Source organism: Enterobacter soli ATCC BAA-2102, from assembly GCF_001654845.1.
In the GTDB taxonomy this organism is placed as follows: Bacteria; Pseudomonadota; Gammaproteobacteria; order Enterobacterales; family Enterobacteriaceae; genus Enterobacter; species Enterobacter soli.
The window spans coordinates 75,027-95,500 of sequence record NZ_LXES01000038.1 but is presented as its reverse complement, the minus strand read 5'-3'; the positions used below and the strand labels follow the sequence as shown (position 1 = coordinate 95,500).

The following is a 20,474-nucleotide window of genomic DNA, read 5'->3' as shown; positions in this document are numbered from 1 at the left end:
ACACCATGCGTAGATTTCACTGACCCGGTAAAAATGGCATTTACGTGCATGTCTATGCGACACACTGTTAACGCGGTTTTTTTCTTCCTTCAATGTTTTCGCAAAAGCGCAGGGGATTGTCAAAGCAAAACATCGATTTTTAGTACAACATGCCGGATATTCATAACGACTGGCCATTAATCCTCATTTTATTGCCTTATAATCGACCGGTTTTCAGTAGAAAGCGTTATGTTATAGCGCTCAATCCATCGCCAGCGTCTATTGCACATATCGATATCAAAATTGCTGCGCTCTTTTTTTACGGCAACAAATTCCCTACAATCCTGCCAAATGTCTGCCAACAACAATGGGGATCTCATGGGCACGGCCAAACACAGTAAGCTGCTAATTCTTGGTTCTGGACCTGCGGGATATACCGCGGCCGTCTATGCTGCGCGCGCTAACCTGCAACCGGTTTTGATTACCGGTATGGAAAAAGGCGGTCAGTTGACCACCACGACTGAAGTAGAAAACTGGCCAGGCGACCCGAACGACCTGACCGGGCCGCTGCTGATGGAGCGCATGCACGAACATGCGACCAAATTCGACACCGAAATTCTGTTCGATCACATCAACAAGGTTGACCTGCAAAATCGTCCGTTCCGCCTGACAGGCGACAGCGGTGAGTACACCTGTGATGCGCTGATTATCGCGACAGGTGCTTCTGCGCGTTACCTCGGACTGCCGTCTGAAGAAGCGTTCAAAGGCCGTGGCGTTTCTGCCTGTGCAACCTGCGACGGTTTCTTCTACCGTAACCAGAAAGTCGCGGTTATCGGTGGCGGTAACACCGCAGTAGAAGAAGCGCTGTATCTGGCGAACATCGCCTCTGAAGTGCACCTGATTCATCGCCGCGACACCTTCCGCGCGGAGAAGATCCTGATCAAACGTCTGATGGATAAAGTGGCGAGCGGCAATATCGTGCTGCACACCAACCGCACTCTGGAAGAAGTTACGGGCGATCAGATGGGCGTTGCTGGCCTGCGCATCCGCGATACGCAGAACACCGACAACGTAGAATCACTGGAAGTGGCGGGTCTGTTTGTGGCTATCGGCCATAGCCCGAATACCGCTATCTTTGACGGCCAGCTTGAGCTGGAAAACGGCTACATTAAAGTGCAGTCTGGTATTCACGGCAACGCGACCCAAACCAGCATCCCGGGCGTCTTCGCTGCGGGTGACGTGATGGACCATATTTATCGTCAGGCGATCACCTCTGCCGGTACCGGCTGTATGGCCGCGCTGGACGCTGAACGTTACCTTGATGGGCTGGCTGAAACAGGTAAATAATCTTTACAAGTCAGTAACAAACGTAAATAAAGGCGGCGATAAGTCGCCTTTATTGTCTCTCCGTTGTAACATTGCCGTGCCCAATTTCTAATAACGTCACCTGCAAAGTACGCAATGGAAAAAACCCGTCAACAAGAGTTAACTCGCTGGCTTAAAAAGCAAAGCGTTATTTCCCGCCGCTGGCTGAATATTTCCCGTTTGCTGGGACTTATCAGCGGTCTGTTGATTGTTGCCCAGGCATGGCTGCTGGCCCGCATTCTCAATCATATGATCATGGAGAACATCCCGCGCGAAGCGCTTCTGATGCCCTTTATCGTATTAGTCCTGATCTTTGTTCTGCGCGCCTGGGTGGTCTGGCTGCGTGAACGTGTCGGGTTCCACGCCGGACAGCATATACGCTTCGAAATTCGCCGCCAGGTGCTCGACAGGCTCCAGCAAGCGGGCCCCGCATGGATACAGGGCAAGCCTGCCGGAAGCTGGGCGACGCTTATCCTTGAGCAGATTGACGATATGCACGACTATTACGCGCGCTATATTCCACAGATGGCACTGGCCGTATGCGTGCCGCTGCTGATTGTGGCTACCATTTTCCCATCTAACTGGGTTGCCGCCCTTATTCTGCTCTGTACCGCTCCACTTATTCCGCTGTTTATGGCGATGGTGGGGATGGGCGCGGCAGATGCAAACCGCCGCAACTTCCTGGCGCTTGGCCGTTTAAGCGGCCATTTCCTGGACCGCCTGCGCGGGATGGAAACCTTGCGTATTTTTGGCCGCGGTGAAGCCGAAACCGAAAATATCCGTGTGGCGTCGCAGGATTTCCGTCAGCGGACAATGGAAGTATTGCGTCTGGCGTTTCTGTCGTCCGGCGTACTGGAATTCTTCACCTCCCTGTCGATTGCGGTGGTGGCGGTGTACTTTGGTTTCTCTTATCTTGGCGAACTCGATTTTGGCCATTACGGCACTGGCGTTACGCTTTCAGCCGGTTTTCTTGCCCTGATCCTAGCGCCTGAGTTTTTCCAGCCGCTTCGCGATCTTGGTACCTTTTACCACGCCAAAGCACAGGCCGTAGGTGCCGCTGACAGCCTGAAAACTTTCCTTGAAACGCCGCTTGCTCACCCGGAGCGCGGTGAAATTACGCTGAACAGCAAAGAGCCGGTTACCGTTGAAGCAGTCGATTTCTCTGTTTTATCACCTGAAGGTAAGGTGCTGGCCGGGCCGCTGAACTTTACGCTTTCGGCGGGTCAACGCGTTGTTCTGGTTGGAACCAGCGGTTCAGGTAAAAGCTCACTGCTGAATGCGTTATCAGGTTTTATGGCGTATACCGGGTCGCTGCGAATTAATCATGCCGAACTGCGCGAGCTTGACCCTGATGCATGGCGCAAACAACTCAGTTGGGTGGGGCAGAATCCACAATTACCTGCCGCCACTCTGCGTGAGAACGTGCTGCTTGCACGCCCTGATGCGCGCGAAGATGAGCTGCAATCGGTTCTTGACCGTGCGTGGGTCAGTGAGTTTCTGCCTTTGCTTTCGCAAGGTGTTGATACGGTAGTAGGCGACCAGGCGGCAGGTTTATCCGTCGGTCAGGCTCAGCGTGTTGCCCTTGCCCGCGCATTGCTTAATCCATGTCAGTTAATGCTGCTGGATGAACCCGCGGCCAGCCTTGATGCTCACAGCGAACAACGGGTGATGCACGCCCTGGACGCAGCATCATTGCAACAAACCACACTCATGGTCACGCACCAGCTGGAAGGTATCACCGACTGGGATCAGATTTGGGTCATGGAGAATGGCCATATTGTCGAGCAAGGCGATTACGCCTCTCTCGTTGCTGCGCAGGGGCCCTTTGCCACCCTGCTGGCTAACCGTCAGGAGGATATCTGATGCGCGCCCTGCTCCCTTATCTTGCCCTGTATAAACGTCACAAATGGATGCTGACGCTCGGGATTGTTCTGGCGATTGTGACTCTGCTTGCCAGCATCGGACTGCTCACGCTTTCCGGCTGGTTCCTGTCGGCCTCTGCGGTGGTGGGCGTTGCCGGGCTGTACAGCTTTAACTATATGCTGCCCGCTGCGGGCGTACGCGGTGCGGCGATTACCCGTACAGCCGGACGTTATTTTGAGCGTCTGGTCAGCCACGATGCGACATTCCGTGTGCTTCAACATCTGCGTATTTACACCTTCAGCAAATTACTGCCCCTCTCCCCTGCCGGGCTGGCGCGTTTTCGCCAGGGTGAATTACTCAACCGCGTGGTCGCAGATGTCGATACCCTGGATCATCTCTACCTGCGCGTGATTTCCCCGCTGGTGGGGGCGTTTGTGGTGATTGTGGTGGTTACCCTTGGGCTTTGTACGCTTGATGTCCCTATCGCTCTGACGCTGGGCGGCATTATGCTGCTGACGCTTTTCCTCCTGCCGCCGCTGTTTTATCGCGCAGGCAAGCCAACCGGAGAAAACCTGACGCGTCTGCGCGGGGAATACCGCCAGCAGTTGACATCATGGTTACAGGGACAAGCTGAACTCACTATCTTTGGTGCCAGCCAGCGCTACCGCGCCCGGATGGAAAGCACAGAGCTGAACTGGCATGAAGCCCAGCGCAGGAAATCTGAACTGACGGCCTTTTCGCAGGCTCTGATGATGCTCATTGGTGGTTTTGCCGTCGTGGCAATGCTGTGGATGGCATCCGGCGGTGTGGGTGGCAATACGCAGCCTGGTGCGCTCATCGCACTGTTTGTCTTCTGTGCGCTGGCAGCATTTGAAGCGCTGGCACCTGTCACTGGTGCTTTCCAGCATCTCGGGCAGGTTATCGCCTCCGCAGTACGTATTACCCAAATCACTGAACAAGAGCCAGAAGTACAGTTCCATGCGCAGCAAACTACCGTTCCGGCGCAGGTTGCTCTTCAGCTCCAGGACATCACCTTCGCCTATGCCGGGCAAACGCAGAACGCGCTGGAAGGCGTTAATCTGTCGGTCCCTGCCGGTGCGCGTATCGCGCTGCTCGGGCGGACAGGCTGTGGTAAATCAACACTGTTACAGCTGTTAACCCGCGCATGGGATCCGCAGCACGGGAACATTTTGTTTAACGATGTACCGCTACGCGAATTTAGCGAGCACGCCCTGCGTAAGACCGTCAGCGTTGTGCCGCAGCGCGTGCACCTGTTCAGTGCCACGTTACGTGAGAACTTACGTCTGGCAGCCCCCGAAGCCAGTGACGACGTACTGAGTGCAATGCTTGAACGTGTTGGGCTGCACAAGTTGCTCGAAGATGACGGTCTGAATAGCTGGCTGGGTGAAGGTGGTCGTCAGCTTTCTGGAGGGGAGTTACGCCGACTGGCGATTGCACGAGCATTACTGCACGATGCGCCACTGATGTTGCTGGATGAACCAACCGAAGGACTGGACGCCACGACAGAGAGCCAAATCCTTGATTTGCTGGCCAATGCTATGGTTGGTAAAACGGTGATTATGGTGACACACCGTCTGCGCGGACTGGCGAGTTTTGATCAGATAATTGTGATGGACAACGGTCACATTATTGAGCAAGGTAGTCACACAGAACTGTTAGCGAAACAGGGTCGCTACTACCAGTTTAAACAGCGTCTGTAGACTATATTTGAACCGATCCTAACTCGCGTATTGGAGTTCTGCTGTCATGCGCCTGGTCCAGCTTTCTCGTCATAATATAGCGTTCCCGTCCCCGGAAGGTGCGCTACGTGAGCCCAACGGATTGCTGGCATTAGGCGGCGATCTCAGCCCTGCTCGGCTATTGATGGCATACCAGCGCGGGATCTTCCCCTGGTTTTCCCCGGGCGACCCCATTTTGTGGTGGTCGCCCGATCCGCGTGCCGTGCTGTGGCCTGCGCATTTTCACCTCAGCCGTAGCATGAAGCGATTTCACGCCAAATCGCCTTACCGCGTGACCCTCAACCATGCTTTTGGCCAGGTCATTGAAGGATGCGCCAGCGATCGTCACGAAGGGACATGGATCACCCAGGATATCATTACCGCTTACCACCGTTTGCATGAGCTGGGTTATGCGCATTCCATCGAAGTCTGGGATAAAAGCGAACTGGTTGGCGGTATGTACGGGGTGGCGCAAGGAACACTCTTCTGTGGCGAGTCGATGTTCTCCCGGGCGGTGAATGCCTCGAAAACGGCGCTGCTGGTTTTCTGCCAGGAGTTTGCCAACCGCGGTGGACAGTTGATGGATTGCCAGGTGCTTAATGAGCATACCGCCTCGCTTGGCGCCGTTGAAATCGCCCGTCGCGACTACATTGAGCATCTGGATATTTACCGTCAGGAGACGCTCCCGCGCGACTTCTGGGTACCAAGAACGCTGTTTCTGCCCAATGCCTAAATGTTTTCCGCATATTTTTTATGAGGGTGTTATAATTACGCCGCAGAGTAGCTTCTGCCTGTTGCCCCGCCGCCGTTTGGGACCCTCGCTTCAGATAACGTCCTGACGTTTATCCTGTTGTCTCCCCTTTACGAATGCGTTTCTCGTTCGGTTGTACCGTGACGCTTGGGCAATGCGCCGAAACTGTTTTGCTGCGTTTTAAACGCGCAATTCTTTACTTAATTGATGAATTTCGGCATTATCTTGCCGGTTCAAAACTTGGTAGTGATACCCCAGAGGATTAGATGGCCAAAGAAGACAATATTGAAATGCAGGGTACCGTACTTGATACGTTGCCTAATACCATGTTTCGCGTAGAGCTGGAAAACGGTCACGTGGTAACTGCGCACATCTCCGGTAAAATGCGCAAAAACTATATCCGCATTTTAACGGGCGACAAAGTGACTGTTGAACTGACCCCGTACGACCTGAGCAAAGGCCGCATTGTCTTCCGTAGTCGCTAATTTTTTCGCCTGTAATGGCAGATGAATATTTAAAAGGTCGGGTAATCCCGGCCTTTTTTATTTAATGAACTTAGTGTTGATGCACGGGAAGACGTATTGTCATCCTGGGCTGCAATGGCATGATTAAATCCCCGGCCATTGAATGCGCCATGTCATGCAGCAACCCCGTCAGATACGGCAACATATCGTGGTCAAAATGCGAAATCAGCAGCACATGATTCAGAGCCCGGCAGTAATCACACTTCGTTTCCGTATCTTCCAGTAGCCACTCTTTTTTGCCCGGCAGTTCTTCTTCCGCCTCAAATTCCACCACCTGAAAATCACGCATTGATTCTGTGAGTCCGGTTTTGACTTCCTCGAGGTACGCCCCCAGACAACGACAAACGGGTTGAGTCTGCGGAAGTGATTTGCAGTCCAGAAGAATTTCTGTGAGTAGTTTGCAGCGCTCGGCAAGGGTTGTGAGATCGGGGTTGAGGGAGAGTTCGGTGTAGAGCTGGGAGAAATTATGTTCTGTATTCATTGGGTAATTCCTTCACACACATTGAATTTACCACCGCTGGAAACGCCAGATTCGCTGGCGGCGGACGAAAAGGAATTGGCGTACCAGTGTGTGTTACTGGCGCTTCAAAAGAAGCTTCCGATTCGCCCGCCAGATGCAGAATGATACCCTTTTCCATAGGGCGAACGAAGCCCGCAGCAATAATACTGCTCACACACTTTCAGGACGCCAATCCTGACACCTGATTTTGCAGGTGCGTCGCCATTTTATTACTGTAAATTTATCCAGCAATCATCATCGAGAGAAACTGGAAAGCGCCTCGCAAAATTTCAGCGATGGCTTATTTCCAATGAAATATGGGCTAACAGCGACACACTGGTCCGGCTGAAAATCGCCGAAGCGTTTACGGAAGGCCGGGGCGACGCACATGGATGCGCGGCGAGGGCGGCTTTACAGGGACGTTTCATCCGCCCGTCCCCGATTAGCCTGGAGCAAACGCTGAGGGTCACCGCGAAGCGGCGATTTTCTTGCCGGGAGCCCGGGTCGCCAGGGTAGCGGCGGTGAGCTACCCTGGCACGTTCACCGGTAATGTGGTGACAGAGTAGCAAGGAACATAAAGTGAACGGAATAACCACCACAGCCGTATGTTCCCCCTCACCCCAGCCCTCTCCCCAAAAAGGAGAGGGAGCTGTCCGTGCTCGTATTTTGTGGGGATTCCTCAACCCACCAGGAGAAGGAACAAACACTAAAAACGACAACGCCGTTGCCGTTTTGCTTTTACCTTGCTGGCATAAAAAAACCGGGCAAATGCCCGGTTTTTAAGTTCAACGTTTAATTTAGTGAGCCGCTTCAGGCTTATGCTTCTGCGCACTCTGAAAATCGTACGTCAGCTCATTCTTCGCCTGATCCAGCGCCACCGTCACCTGGCCGCCGTCCACCAGTGAACCAAACAGCAGCTCATTCGCCAGCGGTTTCTTCAGGTTGTCCTGAATCACACGCGCCATTGGACGCGCTCCCATCGCACGGTCGTAGCCTTTCTCAGCCAGCCAGTTGCGGGCCTCCTGGCTTACTTCCAGCGACACGCCTTTCTGATCCAGCTGAACCTGCAGCTCAACGATGAACTTATCCACGACCTGATGGATCACCTCAGTCGACAGGTGATCGAACCAGATAATGTTGTCCAGACGGTTACGGAATTCCGGCGTAAAGATCTTCTTGATCTCTTCCATCGCATCGGTGCTGTTATCCTGGTGGATAAGCCCAATGGATTTACGCTCGGTTTCACGTACCCCGGCGTTGGTGGTCATCACCAGCACCACGTTGCGGAAGTCCGCCTTGCGCCCGTTGTTATCGGTCAGCGTACCGTTGTCCATCACCTGCAACAGGATGTTGAACACGTCCGGGTGCGCTTTCTCGATTTCATCAAGCAGCAGTACCGCGTGCGGATGCTTAATGACCGCATCGGTGAGCAGGCCGCCCTGGTCAAAGCCCACATATCCCGGAGGCGCACCAATCAGACGACTGACAGTGTGACGCTCCATGTACTCAGACATGTCAAAACGCAGCAGCTCAATGCCCAGCGCTTTAGAAAGCTGAACCGTCACCTCGGTTTTCCCCACACCGGTCGGGCCTGCGAACAGGAAGGAACCGACAGGCTTATGGTCATGCCCCAGTCCGGCACGGGCCATCTTGATAGCCTCAGTTAAGGCCTCAATGGCTTTATCCTGACCAAAGACCAGCATTTTCAGGCGATTGCCGAGCGTACGCAGCGTGTCGCGGTCGCTCTGAGAAACGCTCTTCTCAGGGATACGCGCGATACGGGCGACTACAGACTCAATATCCGCCACGTTAACGGTTTTCTTACGTTTGCTGGCTGGCATCAGGCGCGCACGCGCACCCGCCTCATCAATCACATCGATCGCCTTATCAGGCAAATGACGATCGTTGATGTATTTCACCGCCAGCTCTACCGCCGCACGTACCGCTTTCGCGGTGTAACGCACGTCGTGGTGCGCTTCGTACTTCGGTTTCAGGCCGTTGATGATCTGCACCGTTTCCTCGACGGATGGTTCAGTCACATCGATTTTCTGGAAGCGACGCGCCAGCGCACGGTCTTTCTCAAAGATGTTACTGAACTCCTGGTAGGTCGTGGAGCCAATCACGCGGATCTTGCCGCTGGAGAGCAGCGGTTTGATCAGGTTAGCAGCATCCACCTGCCCACCAGAGGCCGCACCTGCACCGATGATGGTATGAATTTCATCGATAAACAGAATGCTGTTGGTATCTTGTTCAAGCTGTTTTAACAGCGCCTTGAAGCGTTTTTCGAAATCGCCACGGTATTTGGTGCCCGCCAGCAGCGAACCGATATCCAGCGAATAGATCGTGCAATCGGCAATCACTTCCGGCACATCGCCCTGCACAATACGCCAGGCCAGACCTTCGGCAATCGCAGTTTTACCCACGCCAGACTCACCCACCAGCAGCGGGTTGTTCTTGCGGCGACGGCACAGCACCTGGATCGCGCGCTCCAGCTCTTTATCGCGGCCAATCAGCGGGTCGATACCGCCAACGCGAGCAAGCTGGTTAAGGTTGGTGGTGAAGTTTTCCATACGATCCTCCCCGCCTGCTTGCTCTTCATTGTTATTGACCTGATTGCTGGAATCCGATGCCTGGTTAGGCTCGTCTTTTCGCGTTCCGTGAGAGATAAAGTTAACCACGTCGAGTCGGCTGACTTCGTGTTTGCGCAGCAGATAGGCAGCCTGTGACTCCTGCTCGCTAAAGATGGCAACCAGCACATTAGCGCCAGTCACTTCGCTACGCCCGGAAGACTGGACGTGGAAGACCGCGCGCTGCAATACCCGCTGGAAGCTAAGCGTCGGCTGCGTGTCGCGCTCTTCTTCACTGGCTGGCAGCACCGGTGTGGTTTGTTCGATGAAGGCTTCGAGTTCCTGACGTAGCGCCACCAGATCCACGGAGCAGGCTTCCAGCGCTTCGCGGGCGGATGGGTTGCTAAGCAGTGCGAGCAGTAAATGCTCGACGGTCATAAACTCATGTCGGTGCTCACGCGCTCTGGCGAAAGCCATGTTTAAACTGAGTTCCAGTTCTTGATTGAGCATAGGCACCTCCCCCAATTTTATGCCTTATCAGGCCTTTTCCAGCGTACACAGCAACGGATGCTCGTTCTCCCTCGCGTAGTCGTTCACCATCGCCACTTTGGTTTCTGCCACTTCGGCGGTAAAGATGCCGCAGATAGCTTTGCCACGATAATGAACGGTAAGCATCAGTTGCGTTGCACGTTCTACATCATAAGAAAAGAACTTTTGTAGCACGTCAATAACAAATTCCATTGACGTGTAATCATCGTTCATTAACATTACTTTATACATGGATGGCGGTTTTAGCGCGTCACGCACTTTGTCTTCCGCCAGCTGGTCAAAATCCAGCCAGTCGTTCGTCTTACCCATTTTGCATAATCACTATGAATCTACCTCAGATGTTAGATAACAATCATCTATTACTGTCATCCGCGATGTCTGTCACAAACTGTTGCAATAGCGTTAACTGCTTCAAATTTTGGTTGATTATTGTCCCAACTCCAACGCCAAACTCTTGACGCCTTGTTTCGTTTATCTAAATTGTACAGGCGTGAGATGGCGAGGTTTTGAACAGCCCCCACTCCACCACCGGTTCATTCCATCTTAATTTATAAGATTTACGAAGGATGTCGAAGCATGGAAATGGGTACTGTTAAGTGGTTCAACAACGCCAAAGGGTTTGGGTTTATCTGCCCCGAAGGCGGCGGCGAGGATATCTTCGCTCACTATTCCACCATTCAGATGGATGGTTACAGAACGCTCAAAGCCGGACAATCGGTTCGGTTCGATGTACACCAGGGGCCGAAGGGCAATCATGCCAGCGTCATCGTGCCCATCGAAGCAGAAGTTGTTGCTTAGCCCTCTGTTTCATTGTGTACATCCCGCAGGCAAAATGCCAGCCCGATCGGCTGGCATTTTTATTTTCGGGCTATTCCCGAGCCAGCGCATCCACCGGATCTAACCGCGCTGCGTTTCGCGCCGGCAGCCAGCCAAACAAAATACCGGTAAAGGTTGAACACAAAAATGCCGTGAGGATCGCCACCGGCGAGAAGCCAATCTCCCAACCGGGTAAAAAGAGCTTTAAGGTGAAGGCGATAATCATCGATAAGGCAATCCCCATCGCGCCCCCCACCAGGCACACCAGCACCGCTTCAATCAAAAACTGTTGCAGCACATCGCTGGCCCTGGCCCCAACCGCCATGCGAATGCCAATCTCTCGTGTGCGCTCTGTCACCGACACCAGCATGATATTCATCACTCCGATGCCACCCACAACCAGCGAAATCACCGCGACCAGCGTCAGGAACAGCTGAAGAGTATGTGTGGTCTTTTCGGCCGTTTTCAACAGGCCGTCCATGTTCCAGGTAAAGAAATCCTTCTTCCCGTGGCGCAACGTCAGCAGACGCTCAAGCTGCTGTTCGGCAAGCGCGCTGTCGTAGCCCTCTTTCACGCGCACGGTGATAGAGTTCAGCCACGACTGCCCCATGATCCGCCCGGAAATCGTGGTGTAGGGCAGCCAGACGCGCAAAATCTTGCTGCTGCCAAACATAGACTGTTTCTCTTCCGCCACACCGATGACCGTGGCAGGCATGTTTCCTACCAGGATAACCTCACCCACAACATTCGTCTTATCCGGGAAAAGCTGCCTGCGCGAGTTGGCGTCCAGCACAACCACCTGCGCCCGGCCAGCCAGTTGTTCCGCGTTAAAGGTTGCCCCTTCGCTGAAGGTCATTCCGTACACGTTAAAATAGTCACCGTTAACGCCGTTAGCACTGGCCGCCACGTCGATATTGCCGTAGCGCAGGCGTAAATTTTGCGATACCGCAGGCGTGGCGGAGTTAACCCACGGCTGTTTTTGGATCGCCATTAAGTCATCGTACTTCAGCGCCTGCTGATACTGAGGCTCGTCATCGCCAAAATCTTTGCCGGGATAGACATCAATGGTATTGGTGCCTATCGCCCGGATATCTGCCAGCACCATCTGTTTTGCCGCATCACCCACCACCACAATCGACACCACCGAGGCGATCCCGATGATGATGCCGAGCATGGTGAGCAATGTGCGCATCTTGTTGGCCGCCATCGCCAGCCAGGCCATCGTCAGGGCTTCGCGAAAACCGCTGGCAAACTGCCCCCAGCCGCCTGACGCAGGCAATACCTCTTTCGGTGCTGCCGCCTTTGACGGGTTTGGAGGCGGGTTGCTGACCAGCTCGCCATCGTGGATCTCAATGATCCGTTCCGCCTGTGCCGCCACCAGCGGATCGTGGGTGACGATAATCACCGTATGCCCCTGGTCACGCAGCTGATGGAGGATCGCCATCACCTCTTCGCCGGAATGGCTGTCGAGCGCACCGGTCGGTTCATCCGCCAGAATCACCTGCCCGCCGTTCATCAGCGCGCGTGCAATACTCACACGCTGCTGCTGGCCGCCTGAAAGCTGTGAGGGCTGGTAATCCACACGCTCCGCCAGTCCAAGACGCGTCAGCAACGCCTGCGCGCGTTCCAGCCGTTTTTTCCGCTCAACGCCGGCATAAACCGCAGGCACTTCAACGTTCTGCGCCGCACTCAGGTGAGAAAGCAGATGATAACGCTGGAAGATAAACCCAAAGTGTTCACGGCGAAGTTTCGCCAGCGCATCGCCATCCAGCGTGGAGACATCCGTCCCCGCCACGCGATAGGTGCCGCGGGTAGGTTTATCCAGGCAACCAAGGATGTTCATGAGCGTGGATTTACCGGAGCCAGACGCCCCGACAATCGCCACCATTTCACCCGCTTCCACGCGCAGGGAGATCCCCTTTAACACATCAACCGGCCCATCACCTGATGGATAGCTACGGTGAATGTTGTTCAGCTCCAGCAATGCCGTCATTTAGCGGCTCCGGGATGGCTTTCGCTGATAACCACTTCTTCGCCCTCTTCCAGCCCTTTGGCAATCACCACATCGGTGTCATTGCGTGCACCAATCGTGACTTCACGTTCGCGGGTTTCACCGGCACGCAGCACTTTGATTTTATAGCGGCTGTCGCCTGCCGATTCCCCCAGGGCAGACAACGGAATGGTGAGCACGTTTTTCACCCCGGTCAGTTGAATGTGTACCTGTGCGGTCATATCCAGACGCAGCACACCCTGCGGGTTTGGCACTTCAAAGCGGGCATAGTAGAAGATGGCATCGTTCACTTTTTCCGGCGTCGGCAGGATATCTTTCAGCACGCCTTCATAGCGGGTTTGCGGGTCACCCAGCACCGTAAACCAGGCATTTTGTCCCGGCTTAAGATGGATAACATCCGCTTCAGATACCTGTGCTTTAACCAGCATGGTACTCATATCCGCCAGCGTCAGGATATTCGGTGCCTGTTGCGCGGCGATCACCGTTTGTCCCTGGAGGGTGGTGATTTGCGTCACTTCCCCGGCCATTGGTGCCACGATTTTCGTGTAATCGAGGTTGGTTTTTGCCGTATCCAGCGAGGCCTGATTGCGCTTGATTTGCGCGTCAATGGTGCCAATCTGCGCCTGTTTGACTGCAAGCTCGGTCGCGGCGGTGTCCAGATCCTGTTTCGAGATGGCCTGTGTTTTGGCCAGCGCCTGCTGACGGGTTAACGTCACCTGGGCGAGATTACGCTCCGCCTGTGCCTGGCTACGCTGGGCGCGCAGCTCCATTAGCGTGGCTTCCACTTCACGGATCTGGTTTTCCGCCTGCTCAGGATCAATAACCCCCAGCAACTGACCTTTCTTCACCTTGTCGCCAATCTCAACCGACAGGGTTTTCAACTGACCGCTGACCTGAGCCCCGACATCAACCTTGCGCAGGGCATCCAGCTTGCCTGTCGCCAGGACGTTTTGTTGCAGCTCACCCGGACGTACGATCAGCGTCTGGTATTGCGGCACGGGCGCATTCAGCACCTGCCACAACCAGTACCCGCCCACTAACACGACCACCGCCAGCAGCAGTAACAGCTTTCTGCGTTTTCCCTTGAGGTTCATAAATATTCCAAATAAATGTTCTGGCAATCATAACTGTTGATTCTAACTAAACCACTCCTCAACGAAACCCCTGTTTCCTGGAATCGTCACAATTTGTTTACGAGATGTTGATATACCTCCTGCTGAAATAAAGGTCTGCCAAAAGAAGCGAGATCTATCATGTCTTCCATCGTCGACACACCCTTTTCACATCAGCCGCAACCCAAATCCGGCTGGCAGCTGTTCAAAAGCCTTGCGTCTGGCAATCTCACGCCCGGGCTTGCATGGCAAAATCCCTCTTATCGACGTAAATTCATGTTACGTTCGCTGGCAACGCCATTCAGTACCGCGCGCCTGCTGGCAAACCTGGCAAAACAACCCCGCTTAATGCAAATGCTACAGGTGCAGCCTGGTCTGCCGTGTCGTCTGCATCGCCCGTGGCTGACGGTCAATTTGACCCGCCAGCACGCGCTGGAGTCTATCAACTGGCACTACCAGGCAATGAGCCGTCATCTTCCGGTAACCCTGATGAATGGCTATTTGTCTAAACCGGGTACGACGCTGCTGACCTTAACAGGCAAAGATGAACAGCAATTTACTGTGCGTCTGTGCGCCGATGCCTTCCTTGATAAAGAAGGTGAAGCGACGCTGGCGTTTTGCGACCATCAAAACACCGTGCTGGCTGAGATGACCTTTACCCTTTGCCAGTATGAAGGGAAATCCACGCTCTTTATTGGCGGATTGCAGGGTGCAAAAGCGCATGTTCCTCACGAGCTGATCCAGGGCGCGACGAAAGCCTGCCACGGCCTGTTCCCAAAACGTCTGCTGGTCGAAGCCGCAATGACGCTGGGAGCCGCCTTCCCGGTTGAGCAGATTGTTGCGGTGAGTAACGCCACCCACATCTACCGAAGCTGGCGTTATCGCAAGAAAAAAGAGGGCAAACTGCTGGCAGATTACGACAGCTTCTGGCTTTCCATTGGCGGTGAGCAACGTGATAACGGCAACTTCGCGCTGCCGCTCACCATGCCGCGCAAACCGATGGAAGAGATTGCAAGCAAAAAGCGCTCTGAGTATCGCCGCCGTTATGAATTGCTGGATAGCCTGATCGCGCAGGTTACCCAGGCAACCCGCAGTTAATCAGCTCTCCCGCGTGCCAGCCACAGCACGCGGGAGAACATTTTCCGCAGTAACGTCGGCACCGACTCCACGCCCCTTCTTCCCGCCTCTGCCGCCACTTCAATGGCTAAATCCGGTTTTGACGAACGATGAATCGCCTTGGCGATCACCCGGCGCAAATTCATTGGTACATCAACCGGCACCATGGCGACGCGGTGGAAAACGTCATCAAATCCCTGACGATACATAAAGTGTTCCATATCCATGGCCGGAAGCATGGTCAAATGGTCACGCTCTTCTTCCCGCTCGTTATTCAGCAGGCTGCGAACGGTGGCGGCGTATTTTTTCCCCGCTTCGTCACCGTCCACCAGAACGTACCATTCAATTCCCATGCGACGGGCAAACTTGATGAGTGGCTTTAGCCCCGACTGGGCAAACTCAATCACCTTAATGCCTTCGGCATCGAAATGGTGCCCACACTGGCGCGCCAGCTCGTTAATGACCCAGGTCTCCGTTTCCCCTTCCACCAGCAGCCAGCAGCGTGCAAAGAGCGACGAAGCGCGATTAAAACGGATATGGAATGCGATGCGGCGGCCATCTTCCGCATTTAAGCCACCCGGCCCTAACCGGTAAGCAGAAACGCGTGAGGATTCACGCACCAGACGGCAAACATACTCAACGGGGGTGAGCGACAGCAGTTCCCCGGAGTTGGTGGTCGTTATGCGTTGCAACGGCAGCAGATTCAGCAAATGCCAGGCAACGGAAAGCATAATGGGATGCAGACGGGTTTCAGGATCTTCCACCAGTAGTAACGGGCGGGCGTCCCTGTCCAGCCGGACAGTCCCCTTCGCCTGCAACAGTGTGGAAAACAGCCCCAGCAGGATCACCCGGTGGCTGCGCCCGCCGGGTTTGTCGATCATCCGGTTGATGATGTCGAGATACCGCCAGCTTCGCTGTTCATCATGAGAGCGGCGACGCATCAGGCGGTTGCGGGATTGCGATGTCCCCTGCTCGGAAAAGTAGTGTTCCAGCAGCTGTACCATCGCCGAGAGCCCCTGGCGGATCTGACCGTCGGTTAAATTTTGCGGGCGGGAAACCAGTTCGCGCGCCAGAAAATCCAGTTCGCGTGCGGTGACTTCCGCTTCCGGCATATTCGGTACGGTGCCGTTACGGATACGGCGCATAAATCGCGCATCACGCAAACGCAGCACCGGGGTCAGGCGAATAAGGTGGCGGGCCAGTTCGTCGATATTGTCCAGCGGAATGGGGTTGCCTTTTCCATCAAGGAATTCTCGCAGGGTTAACACGCTGTCGTTTTCGCCCAACTCGCCTTCCAGGCGGTAGAAAATACGGTGGAAGTCATCGTCGCAAGGAACCCAACACGGTGACATCGGGCGGAAGCGGCGCACACGGTGTCGACCTGGTTCAGACTCGCGAAACGTCAGAATAATATGCAGATGTTTTTCACGCCCCATCACGTCGCCCGGCGGAAACCAGAAGTCATCATGCACAAAGTGGTACAGATCATCTTCCGGTGACAGCAGCAACGTAAGCGCATCCAGCAGGCTGGACTTACCCCAGGCGTTCTCCCCGATCAGAACGTTGTTCTGCTCAAGCGTCAGCGACAGGCGGTTAATACCGCGAAATCCCACAATCTCCACACGTTCGAGAAGCATAAATCCCCCGCGAAAAGGTCGCTTTTTCCTTCAAGTTATCAGCAGTATAGCGGGCGGAAGCCCTGCATAACACAGGAATACACCTCAGTTATTCCGAAGCCGCAAGAAAAAAATCAGAATTTCCCCTCCACCTTTTGTTTGAAATAGGGATAACCAGACAAGATACTACCGACCGAGAATTGGACTATGCTGTATTAACCTCCAGTTTGAACAAGGATTGACATCACATTGCCTTAAATCAAATTTATCGAATTTATTTAAGTGGCGAAGGGGTGTTGTTGGTTTCTAAAATAATGACTCTTTGAGTCGTCATCCCTTTATGACGATATAACCCGTACGCGGGAAAGTGTGCGGAAATTTATTTTTGAGGTGGTTATGTTCAGAAAATTAGCGGCAGAATGTTTTGGTACATTCTGGCTGGTGTTTGGTGGCTGCGGTAGCGCGGTTTTGGCAGCAGCATTCCCGGAATTAGGGATTGGTTTTGTTGGTGTGGCTCTGGCATTTGGCTTAACCGTATTAACTATGGCGTTTGCAGTCGGACATATTTCTGGCGGTCATTTTAATCCGGCGGTGACATTAGGTCTGTGGGCGGGCGGTCGCTTCCCGGCAAAAGACGTTATTGGCTATATTGTTGCTCAGGTTATTGGCGGCATTATTGCGGCGGGCGTTCTGTATGTTATTGCCAGCGGTAAAGCAGGCTTTGATGCAGCAGCCAGCGGCTTTGCGTCTAACGGCTTTGGTGAGCACTCTCCGGGCGGCTACTCCATGATGTCTGCCATCGTGATTGAAATTGTGCTGACCGCCGGCTTCCTGCTGGTTATTCACGGCGCAACAGACAAACATGCACCAGCCGGTTTCGCACCCATTGCCATTGGTCTGGCGCTGACGCTTATCCACCTGATTTCTATTCCGGTCACCAACACCTCGGTCAACCCGGCGCGCAGTACCGCTGTAGCGATTTTCCAGGGTGGCTGGGCGCTTGAACAGCTGTGGCTGTTCTGGGTGATGCCAATCATCGGCGGTATTCTGGGCGGCGTGCTTTACCGCACCCTGCTGGAAAAACGCGATTAACTGTTTTCTCCCTCTCCCAGTGGGAGAGGGTCGGGGTGAGGGCATCAGACCGCCCCCCCCCTACATAAGCCGGGTAAGCGTTCGCGCTACCCGGCTTTCTTTTGCCGCTTTACTGGGCAGCCTTTATTGGGTAGTGTCTCTGGCGCTCAACAGATACCCATAAGGACCCGGCTGTTCATGTTTTCAGGACTCTTAATCATTCTGCTGCCCCTGATTGTGGGCTACCTTATTCCACTTCATCGTGAATCAGCATTAAGGCTCATCAATCGCTTCCTCAGCTGGATTGTCTACGTCATTCTATTCTTTATGGGAATTAGCCTGGCTTTCCTGGATAACCTGGCCGTCAATCTGCTGGCCATCCTTCATTATTCCATCGTGACTGTTGTGGTTATTTTGCTGTGCAACATTGCGGCGCTGTTCTGGCTCGAACGGACTATTCCGTGGAAAAATCATCACCACCAGGAAAAGTTGCCTTCACGAATTGCAATGGCGCTGGAATCATTAAAACTGTGCGGCGTGGTAGTACTGGGTTTCCTGCTGGGATTAACCGGATGGGCATTTTTACAACACGCCACCGAAGCCAGCGAATATACCCTGATATTCCTCCTGTTCCTGATCGGTATTCAGTTACGAAATAATGGCATGACGCTGAAGCAGATTGTCCTTAATCGCCGTGGAATGATGGTTGCGGTGGTGGTCATTGCCAGCTCAATGGTCGCAGGTGTTATTAATGCCTTTATTCTCGACCTGCCGCTGAAAACGGGCCTGGCAATGGCTTCCGGGTTTGGCTGGTATTCGCTGTCGGGTATTCTGCTCACTGAATCTTTCGGCCCGGTCATTGGCAGCGCCGCCTTCTTTAATGACCTGGCTCGCGAGCTGATTGCCATTATGCTAATCCCGGGCCTTGTGCGCCGCAGTCGTTCCACCGCTCTGGGTTTGTGCGGTGCAACCTCGATGGACTTTACCCTGCCGGTGTTACAACGCTCCGGGGGGCTGGAGATGGTGCCTGCCGCCATCGTACACGGCTTTATTTTAAGCCTGCTCGTTCCTGTTCTGATGGCGGTCTTCTCCGCCTGATACTTCTTTGGCGGTAGCCTGTCTGCCGCCAAAATTGCGCTAAATCAATATCCCTCTATTTTGTAGCAGAAAGAACTTTTCACCGTTCTGGCACAAGCATAACCTTAAACATGTATATCAAATATAACTTTAACAGGTGTGATTATGTTTTGTGTGCAATGTGAACAAACCATCCGTACCCCGGCAGGCAATGGCTGCTCCTACGCGCAGGGTATGTGCGGCAAAACGGCAGAAACGTCAGACCTCCAGGACCTGCTGATTGCTGCCCTGCAAGGCCTCTCTGCCTGGGCGTTTAAAGCCCGTGAATACGGCATTATCGACCACTACGTAGACAGTTTTGCACCTCGCGCATTTTTCTCCACGTTAACGAACGTCAACTTTGATTCTCCTCGCATTGTCGGTTATGCCCGTGAAGCCATCGCCCTGCGTGAAGCGCTGAAAGCACAATCCCTGAATGCAGACGCGAATGCCCGTGTTGATAACCCAATGGCCAGCCTTCAGCTGGTGAGCGACGACCTCGGCGATTTGCAGCGTCAGGCGGCAGAATTTACCCCGAACAAAGACAAAGCGGCGATTGGCGAAAACATTCTCGGCCTGCGTCTGCTGTGCCTGTACGGCCTGAAAGGTGCTGCGGCCTATATGGAACACGCACATGTGCTCGGCCAGTACGACAACGATATCTATGCCCAGTACCACAAAATTATGGCATGGCTCGGTACCTGGCCTTCCGATATGAACGCTCTGCTGGAGTGCTCAATGGAAATCGGCCAGATGAACTTCAAAGTGATGAGCATTCTGGATGCCGGTGAAACCAGCACCTACGGTCACCCAACCCCAACGCAGGTCAACGTCAAAGCCACCGAAGGCAAATGTATCCTGATCTCCGGCCATGACCTGAAAGATCTGTACAACCTGCTGAAACAGACCGAAGGCACGGGCGTGAACGTCTACACCCACGGCGAAATGCTACCTGCTCACGGCTACCCGGAACTGCGTAAATTCAAACATCTGGTCGGGAACTACGGCAGCGGCTGGCAGAACCAGCAGGTTGAATTTGCCCGCTTCCCGGGCCCAATCGTGATGACCTCGAACTGCATCATCGACCCAACCGTTGGCGCGTATGATGACCGTATCTGGACCCGCAGTATCGTCGGCTGGCCGGGTGTGAGCCACCTCGAAGGTGACGATTTTGCACCTGTTATCGCCCAGGCGCAGCAGATGGCTGGCTTCCCGTACAGCGAAATCGAACACCTGATCACCGTCGGCTTTGGTCGCGAAACCCTGCTGGGTGCAGCCGATTCCCTGATTGATCTGGTCAGCCGTGAAAAACTGCGCCACATCTTCCTGATTGGCGGTTGCGACGGTGCGCGCGGTGAGCGTAACTACTTCACCGATTTCGCCACCAGCGTACCGCAAGACTGCCTGATCCTGACTCTGGCGTGCGGTAAATACCGTTTCAACAAGCTGGACTTCGGCAACATCGAAGGCCTGCCGCGTCTGGTCGATGCAGGTCAGTGTAACGATGCTTACTCTGCCATCATTCTGGCGGTAACCCTGGCGGAAAAACTGGGCTGTGGCGTGAACGATCTGCCGCTGTCACTGGTGCTCTCCTGGTTCGAACAGAAAGCGATTGTCATCCTGCTGACCCTTCTCTCTCTGGGTGTGACCAACATCGTGACCGGCCCGACTGCGCCAGGCTTCCTGACGCCAGATCTGCTGGCCGTGCTGAACGAGAAATTCGGTCTACGTTCGGTTACCACCGTTGAAGAAGATATGCAGCAGCTGCTGAGCGCATAAG

At 54.1% G+C, this 20,474-nt stretch carries 17 protein-coding genes; 10 read left to right on the top strand and 7 right to left on the bottom strand.

Going from position 1 to position 20,474, the window contains the following annotated elements; all coding sequences use genetic code 11:
- Positions 1 to 357 precede the first annotated feature (357 nt).
- From trxB to infA, 5 genes are all read left to right on the top strand, one after another.
- Positions 358 to 1,326 (top strand): thioredoxin-disulfide reductase, encoded by a 969-nt coding sequence (gene trxB, locus M987_RS13020; protein WP_041162025.1) that lies wholly within the window; start codon positions 358 to 360, stop codon positions 1,324 to 1,326.
- A 114-nt stretch (positions 1,327 to 1,440) separates the two neighbouring features.
- Positions 1,441 to 3,207, top strand: coding sequence for a heme ABC transporter permease/ATP-binding protein CydD (gene cydD / locus M987_RS13015; RefSeq protein ID WP_014069564.1), 1,767 nt, complete (start codon positions 1,441 to 1,443; stop codon positions 3,205 to 3,207).
- Positions 3,207 to 4,928, top strand: a complete 1,722-nt coding sequence (gene cydC, locus M987_RS13010; RefSeq protein WP_014069563.1) for a heme ABC transporter ATP-binding protein/permease CydC — start codon at positions 3,207 to 3,209, stop codon at positions 4,926 to 4,928. Before cydD ends, cydC begins: the two co-directional genes overlap by 1 nt.
- A gap of 46 nt (positions 4,929 to 4,974) precedes the next feature.
- Positions 4,975 to 5,679, top strand: a complete 705-nt coding sequence (gene aat, locus M987_RS13005) for a leucyl/phenylalanyl-tRNA--protein transferase (protein ID WP_014069562.1) — start codon at positions 4,975 to 4,977, stop codon at positions 5,677 to 5,679.
- A 284-nt stretch (positions 5,680 to 5,963) separates the two neighbouring features.
- Positions 5,964 to 6,182, top strand: coding sequence for a translation initiation factor IF-1 (gene infA / locus M987_RS13000; protein WP_002211347.1), 219 nt, complete (start codon positions 5,964 to 5,966; stop codon positions 6,180 to 6,182).
- A 70-nt stretch (positions 6,183 to 6,252) separates the two neighbouring features.
- Here infA and M987_RS12995 read toward each other — a convergent pair whose 3' ends face one another.
- The 4 genes from M987_RS12995 to clpS form a co-directional block, all read right to left on the bottom strand.
- Positions 6,253 to 6,702, bottom strand: coding sequence for a hypothetical protein (locus tag M987_RS12995; protein ID WP_014069561.1), 450 nt, complete (start codon positions 6,700 to 6,702; stop codon positions 6,253 to 6,255).
- Positions 6,686 to 6,895: a hypothetical protein gene (locus tag M987_RS24665; RefSeq protein WP_128738896.1), complete on the bottom strand. Its 210-nt coding sequence runs from the start codon at positions 6,893 to 6,895 to the stop codon at positions 6,686 to 6,688. Before M987_RS24665 ends, M987_RS12995 begins: the two co-directional genes overlap by 17 nt.
- Positions 6,896 to 7,517: 622 nt before the next feature.
- Positions 7,518 to 9,797 (bottom strand): ATP-dependent Clp protease ATP-binding subunit ClpA, encoded by a 2,280-nt coding sequence (clpA, locus tag M987_RS12990; RefSeq protein WP_014069560.1) that lies wholly within the window; start codon positions 9,795 to 9,797, stop codon positions 7,518 to 7,520.
- 27 nt (positions 9,798 to 9,824) lie between these two features.
- Entirely contained in the window at positions 9,825 to 10,145 is a 321-nt protein-coding gene (gene clpS / locus M987_RS12985) for an ATP-dependent Clp protease adapter ClpS (RefSeq protein WP_014069559.1), read from the bottom strand.
- 267 nt (positions 10,146 to 10,412) lie between these two features.
- On the opposite strand from clpS, the gene cspD reads away from it, so the two are divergent.
- Positions 10,413 to 10,634, top strand: coding sequence for a cold shock-like protein CspD (cspD, locus tag M987_RS12980; protein ID WP_014069558.1), 222 nt, complete (start codon positions 10,413 to 10,415; stop codon positions 10,632 to 10,634).
- Positions 10,635 to 10,704: 70 nt separating this feature from the next.
- Here cspD and macB read toward each other — a convergent pair whose 3' ends face one another.
- Both macB and macA read right to left on the bottom strand, forming a co-directional pair.
- Entirely contained in the window at positions 10,705 to 12,645 is a 1,941-nt protein-coding gene (gene macB / locus M987_RS12975) for a macrolide ABC transporter ATP-binding protein/permease MacB (protein ID WP_014069557.1), read from the bottom strand.
- A complete protein-coding gene (gene macA, locus M987_RS12970; protein WP_014069556.1) occupies positions 12,642 to 13,757 on the bottom strand; it encodes a macrolide transporter subunit MacA in 1,116 nt (371 codons plus the stop codon). The genes macB and macA overlap by 4 nt, the downstream gene beginning before the upstream one ends.
- Positions 13,758 to 13,916: 159 nt before the next feature.
- On the opposite strand from macA, the gene M987_RS12965 reads away from it, so the two are divergent.
- Complete coding sequence (locus M987_RS12965) at positions 13,917 to 14,873, top strand: VirK/YbjX family protein (protein WP_014069555.1); 957 nt, start codon at positions 13,917 to 13,919, stop codon at positions 14,871 to 14,873.
- Here M987_RS12965 and M987_RS12960 read toward each other — a convergent pair.
- Complete coding sequence (locus M987_RS12960; RefSeq protein WP_014069554.1) at positions 14,870 to 16,528, bottom strand: ATP-dependent endonuclease; 1,659 nt, start codon at positions 16,526 to 16,528, stop codon at positions 14,870 to 14,872. The two genes, M987_RS12965 and M987_RS12960, sit on opposite strands and share 4 nt — an antisense overlap.
- Before the next feature lie 375 nt (positions 16,529 to 16,903).
- Between M987_RS12960 and aqpZ the strand changes: the two genes are divergently transcribed.
- From aqpZ to hcp, 3 genes are all read left to right on the top strand, one after another.
- A complete protein-coding gene (gene aqpZ / locus M987_RS12955; RefSeq protein WP_014069553.1) occupies positions 16,904 to 17,599 on the top strand; it encodes an aquaporin Z in 696 nt (231 codons plus the stop codon).
- A gap of 177 nt (positions 17,600 to 17,776) precedes the next feature.
- Positions 17,777 to 18,676, top strand: coding sequence for a LysO family transporter (locus tag M987_RS12950; RefSeq protein ID WP_014069552.1), 900 nt, complete (start codon positions 17,777 to 17,779; stop codon positions 18,674 to 18,676).
- Positions 18,677 to 18,820: 144 nt separating this feature from the next.
- Positions 18,821 to 20,473, top strand: coding sequence for a hydroxylamine reductase (gene hcp / locus M987_RS12945; RefSeq protein WP_014069551.1), 1,653 nt, complete (start codon positions 18,821 to 18,823; stop codon positions 20,471 to 20,473).
- The last annotated feature ends 1 nt before the right edge of the window (position 20,474 follow it).